Consider the following 5,805-nt stretch of genomic DNA (forward strand, 5'->3'; position numbering starts at 1 on the left):
GGACTCTGTGTAAGACAGTACATGGTTTTTTAACTGTGGTATGCGACGGTGGTGGAAGCAGAAACTTAAATCGTGAGGTTTAGGAATCGCCGCACTTTTAGGGCGGCGAGGATGTCAAAACTCTAATCCTCGTGCTTTCCCCGGTCTTTTTCCAAGGCTGTGGGGCGACAGAGTGGAACCCGAAAGGAGGGAACGGTCAAGATACAATGCTAACCCTTACTCGCGCTGACAACGGCAAATCCATCACCATGCAGGTCAATGACCTGCTGCTACTGTCCCTCGACGAGAATCCCACTACCGGCTTTCAGTGGGCGGTCGATGGTGTCGGGAGCGATTTAGTGGAGCTGCAGTCCTCTGAGTATCTACCTGCCAGGGAGTCGAAAGTCGGCGGGGGCGGTCAGAGAGTCCTGACCTTTAAAGCGCAACGGGCTGGGATAGGCCAACTAAAGCTTAAGCTCTGGCGAGAGTGGCAGGGAGAGTCGTCAATTGTCGAACGATTTACTGTCACGCTCCAAGTCCGGGAGTAAAGGCTTCTCAGATAGTCAAGGGCTAGTGAGTAACGACTTAGGAGGAAAGGAAAAATGAGTGAAACATTTGTAATTCCCGCAATGGGATGGTTGCCCGACTATCCCGATATTCGTGATGTCACTTTTCAATCTGAACGCGTACCATCCAAACTGCAAGCTTTGGGACAGCCATCTGTCAAGCAAATGCTCGCCAAAGTGGGAGCAACGACATCTGCCCCAGCAGCGCTGCCAACCAGCGTGGACTTGAGGCCGTGGTGTTCCCCCATCGAGGATCAAAAAACTATCGGTTCTTGTACGGCCCACGCCGGGGTCGGACTGGTGGAGTATTTTGAGCGGCGAGCTTTTGGCAAACACCTCGATGCTTCCAGACTCTTCCTCTACAAAGTGACGCGCAACTTGCTCAAATGGACGGGAGATACGGGAGCCTTCTTGCGCTCAACAATGTACGCCCTCACCTTGTTTGGCGTACCACCAGAAGAGTACTATCCCTACAATATCGCTGATTTTGACAAAGAGCCGTCGGCATTCTGCTACGCTTTTGGCCAAAGCTATCAGGCGATTTCCTACTACCGCCTCGACCCCCCAGGAACGACACGGAGCAACCTATTAACTCAGATTAAAACCTACTTGGCAAATGGGCTGCCCTCAATGTTTGGCTTTACTGTTTACAGTTCTATCAGTCAGGGCAACACGACCGGCAAGATTCCTTACCCGACTCGGGGCGAGAGAGTTCTCGGCGGTCACGCCATTGACGCAGTTGGTTACGACGACAACCTCAAGATCAAGAACACTAATGCGGGTGGCATTGAAACCACTGGTGCCTTGCTGATTCGCAACTCCTGGGGGACTGGCTGGGGAAGCGCTGGCTACGGCTGGCTGCCCTACAAGTACGTCCTCGATGGTCTGGCAACTGATTGGTGGTCGCTAATCAAGAGTGAATGGATCGATACGGGACAGTTCGGATAGGAGACCGATTCGATAAGGTGTGAGGGGCAAAATAAAGGCTTCTGGTGAGTTTTTTCAGAATAGGGGGGACGCTGGGAAAACTCACCGTTTGTTGAATTTTTTAGGGTATGCAGACTAGATCATAAATCGATGCTATCCAGAAGCACAAAAACTTTTACGAGAGATTGGAGGAGACAAGTTTATGTTATTACAAGTAGGCAGTCAAGGGTTACAAGTTGGACAATTACAAGCCAAACTTAATGAAATTGGCTTTAACTGTGGTCGGGTTGACAAGATTTTTGGACCCAAAACCAAACAGGCTGTTGAAAATTTCCAACGGGATCATTTAGGGGAATCGGAAGTAACAGGGATAGTAGATGAACGGACTTGGAATCAGATTATGGACCATCCTTCTGTTCGTCCAGCTTCTGTTTTAATTGATCCTGGTCATTCCCCCATCCATTCAGGTACTGATGCAAAAGATGGGACTCCTGAATATGAGATGAATCTTTTGCAAGCCAAGATCGTGAAAGCGGAACTAGATAAAGCAAGCATTTCAGCCGAGATTTTCGATCCAGCAAGCGATCCGCGCGATCTGATCGGACAAAAAGCCGCAGATCATTCCATGTTTCTCAGTTTGCATCACAATGCTACGGACAGAAAACCTCACTACACTTGTGTAATGGTTCACCCAACCAAAGCTAAACCAAAATCGATCGCTTTTGCCAAAAAACTTTCGACTTCGGTTGCTAATGCAATTGGACAAAGGGATTTTGGTGTAATGGAAAATGGTGTAACCGTTCTCTCTGAGTCTGAAGACACGAATTGTCCGATTTGTGTTCTGTGTGAGAGTTACTTTTTAGATGCCATTGATACACGAGCAGAAGCCGAAAAACTATCTACCGAAGCGGCTTATGCGATTGCGTCAACGGTTATTGCTGAACTGCAACCTGCATAATCAAAGCGGCTCTCTTGTTTATTATGGTAGAACATTTTGTCCGCAGTAATCAAGAGAGCCATCAAACTTATAAGGTGGTGTAAGTGTTCTGAAATTAAGTAGTAAGACAGAGGGGATGAATTATGAATAATAATGAAGAGAAAAAAGGATGGGTTGGCGGTAGCGTAATCCTTGCGGGCGTTGGGTTTCATGCTTCAATTTAACCTACGTTCATCTTATATTTAATTCCACCCACCTACTTAATTAATTTTAACGATTGGTGTAAACAAAAGTCTGAAGATAAAGAAGGTAGATATTTTAAATGCGAGTAAATCTAGTCGGTTTTTAATGTCAAACTAAAATTATCTTTTATCCTTGGGAGGAAATCAATATGTCTCAGTTATGGTCAGATAAAATTCTTGCTGCTATACAAGCAGGAAGGAGCATTTCCCATTCCTATCAACCCTCTCAATCACGCATCAAGATACTCAGTAACGGTGCTGTTTACATCAAAGCTGATATGGATACGGATGCTGATGGTTCACCTCGCGCACGGACTATTGATCCCAAATATGGTCAACTGCCAACATCTCTCCGCAAGAGCAAAGGTTGGCGAGGAGATGCTGAGTATGTCAATGCAGAAACCATTCCCTATTATGTTTTACCCGGAAATTTTGCTTCAGTCTCCGGTGTAACTTGTAAGCTAGGAGACTTAGCTCTTGTTCGTTGGCAAGGACAGGAAATCTTGGCAATTTATGCTGATCAAGGACCTAGCGATAAAATTGGTGAAGGCTCGATCAAACTGGTTGAAGCATTGGGAGAAAACCCTTGGAATGCTGGTAAAACTGAGATTATTAGTGGAATCGAATTTGGAGTTGAGTACCTGGTTTTTCCAAAATCAACTGCTACACGACCTATCCCATCCTCTTTTGATGAAATTCAATCTGTGGGTCTAGAAGTCTTTCGAGAATATTTTGGTGACGTAACCTACTCCATGACGCAGGAAGAAATGCAAGAAAAGGCCGGTGAAAATGATGTTGAGGTTTGGGAGATTATCAATGCGCCAAACTTTAAAACCTTGACTGATTTGAATTTACGTCCTTCAGTTGGTACAGGCTCACCGCCTATCACCACTATCCCTATAGATACAGTGATCAAAAGTCTGGTTGACTCTAGTTCTCAAAGACCGAAAGTTTTTCATGTTGGTTTTGGCAATAGTGGTTTATGGCTGATGGTTGAATATAACAACCAAAAAGGGTTTGTTAGAGCTTCTAAAAATTACATACTTCCGTGGTATCAAAATTGATTGATGATCGCATTCAGAGAGGTAATTTTACAGAAACTTAATCTAGCCTATACAAGATCGGGCGATCGCTTTTCTAGCAAGGAGGAAAGGAACGATCATTGAAATTGAATTAGCAACGATAGACATACATTTCCGTTATCGAACTGCTTGATTAGTACAGTGCATAAAAGCAAGCTGTGATCGGGTGATAATTTTTAGAGATGTCCACTTTTGGTTCCACACTGTGAACAAAACATTGTTTTCTCCTGAGAGCAGATTTTCCGTGGACTCACTAAATTTTTTTACTCCAGCCTTGAGTTAGCTAAGGTAATACTAGCAATTAATAGATCGGCTCTACCAATTTGGCAGAATTTAGAAATACCCTGTAACTTACCGTTCATCGATAACTGAAATTTAAGCACAGATGCGATCCTCGATCGCCACCGATTGCAGAAGTCTTTCCACTAAGCACAGATGCGATCCTCGATCGCCACCGATTGCAGAAGTCTTTCCACGATAGCTTTAGCTTGACGACCGTGACTAGGAATCAGACGATGGCAGAAGACGTAGGGAGTAATAAACTTAACATCATCGGGAATGGCATAATCGCGACCTTCGAGGAAAGCGTAAGCTTGAACTGCTTTTTGCAAAACCACACAACCCCGGGGACTGACTCCTAAACTAATATCTTCGTGATCACGGGTAGCGCGGACTAAATCGACGATATATTGCTGTAAAGTGGGAGCTACCTTGACCAGACTGACTAATCTTCGCAATTCTCCCACCTGTTCTAGGGAAATACAAGCTTCTAGGGATTTAACCGTCTCTTGAGAATGCTGTCTTTGTAACATTTTTAATTCTTCTGTGGCGCTGGGATAACCCAAACTCAGGCAAACGGCAAAACGGTCCATTTGTGCTTCTGGAAGCGGAAAAGTGCCTTGATATTCGATTGGGTTTTGGGTGGCGATAACAAAGAAGGGTTGGGGGACCGGCCGCGCTTCTCCATCGATGGTAACTTGTTTTTCTTCCATGACTTCTAGAAGTGCCGATTGAGTGCGCGGGGTGGCCCGGTTGATTTCATCGGCCAAGAGGACGTTAGCAAAAGCGGGGCCGGGGATAAATTCAAATTCGCGACTGTTGGGGTTCCAAATCGTCGTTCCCGTGATATCACTAGGAAGGAGGTCAGGGGTGCATTGTACCCGTTGGAAACGACCGTTAATTGAACGCGCTAAGGATTTAGCTAACAGGGTTTTGCCGACTCCGGGGACATCTTCGAGGAGAGCGTGGCCACCACTGAGCAAAGCCACCAGCACCATGCGAATCGATTCGGTTTTGCCGACGATGCTCTGGCTCAAATTTTCCATCAAAATATCAATAGCGTCTCTCATAGCACAAATGGGGTATTTTGTCAAAAAGATTAATGTTAAGTTTTTTTGATCTTAACGATTCTTTTCCCAATTTGCCCATACTAGGGAGGAAAGTTGACAGACAATGGCGGTAAATTTTCTCCTAGGGAGCTAATCAGGGTTAGGGTGGCGAGCAGGGAGAAAATTAGTTAAGGTTGGCTGAATAAATCTGAAAACCTTGTTGGGTAACACTTTTAGACCTTTTGTCAATCAAAAAGTACCGGATATGGGAGTGATCGGGGGAAAATCCCTGGACTTTTTCCCTGAAAATTAGGTAATTGACCCCCTCAAAATCGGTAAAACCCCACACCCCACACCCCACGAAAAACTTTTTGCCGCAAACCCTAGTTAAGAATTGTTGCCAGTGGGCGAAATCAAGATTTTAAGTCGGTTCAGTCTGATAAAATCGAGAAGAATTTCTCCTAATCGATGAAGATAAAAGCCAGTGCGCTCGTTTTTAGTCTTGTTTTAGGCATCGCAGCCAGTACATTAACCAATAGTTTGCCCGAAAATTTGACTTTCAATTCTCGGAAAATATTGGCTCAAGATCAGGCACCTTCCTGTCCCCTCCCTCCAGATATTGCCGTCACTTTTCGCAATAGTGAATGTCAGGCAGTTACCCTAGAAAAACCCCAGACTTTTTTCCGTTATTATAGTGACGAAAATTACAAAAAAGGTCGTTTTCTGACCACGGATCAATATACC

At 45.0% G+C, this 5,805-nt stretch carries 6 protein-coding genes; 5 read left to right on the forward strand and 1 reads right to left on the reverse strand.

All coding sequences use genetic code 11. The features are described 5' to 3' along the window. The first annotated feature begins 131 nt into the window (after nucleotides 1–131). The 4 genes from EWV60_RS00660 to EWV60_RS00675 all read left to right on the forward strand — a co-directional run bounded on the left by EWV60_RS00660 (nucleotide 132) and on the right by EWV60_RS00675 (nucleotide 3,715). Nucleotides 132–527, forward strand: coding sequence for a protease inhibitor I42 family protein (locus EWV60_RS00660; RefSeq protein ID WP_287230233.1), 396 nt, complete (start codon nucleotides 132–134; stop codon nucleotides 525–527). Nucleotides 528–581: 54 nt separating this feature from the next. Continuing rightward, nucleotides 582–1,493, forward strand: a complete 912-nt coding sequence (locus tag EWV60_RS00665) for a C1 family peptidase (protein ID WP_287230235.1) — start codon at nucleotides 582–584, stop codon at nucleotides 1,491–1,493. Between the two features lie 181 nt (nucleotides 1,494–1,674). Beyond that, the gene (locus EWV60_RS00670) at nucleotides 1,675–2,430 is read left to right on the forward strand and encodes an N-acetylmuramoyl-L-alanine amidase (RefSeq protein ID WP_104395604.1); all 756 of its coding nucleotides are present in this window, start codon (nucleotides 1,675–1,677) and stop codon (nucleotides 2,428–2,430) included. 370 nt (nucleotides 2,431–2,800) lie between these two features. Beyond that, nucleotides 2,801–3,715 (forward strand): glycoside hydrolase family 75 protein, encoded by a 915-nt coding sequence (locus EWV60_RS00675; RefSeq protein WP_104395603.1) that lies wholly within the window; start codon nucleotides 2,801–2,803, stop codon nucleotides 3,713–3,715. A gap of 443 nt (nucleotides 3,716–4,158) precedes the next feature. Here EWV60_RS00675 and EWV60_RS00680 read toward each other — a convergent pair whose 3' ends face one another. After that, complete coding sequence (locus tag EWV60_RS00680) at nucleotides 4,159–5,082, reverse strand: AAA family ATPase (RefSeq protein WP_287230238.1); 924 nt, start codon at nucleotides 5,080–5,082, stop codon at nucleotides 4,159–4,161. A gap of 447 nt (nucleotides 5,083–5,529) precedes the next feature. Between EWV60_RS00680 and EWV60_RS00685 the strand changes: the two genes are divergently transcribed. After that, a partial coding sequence (locus EWV60_RS00685; RefSeq protein ID WP_287230240.1) for a hypothetical protein occupies nucleotides 5,530–5,805 on the forward strand: 276 nt, incomplete at its 3' end.

Origin of the sequence: Microcystis sp. Msp_OC_L_20101000_S702, from assembly GCF_007095705.1 — a bacterium.
Lineage (GTDB): Bacteria > Cyanobacteriota > Cyanobacteriia > Cyanobacteriales > Microcystaceae > Microcystis > Microcystis ichthyoblabe_A.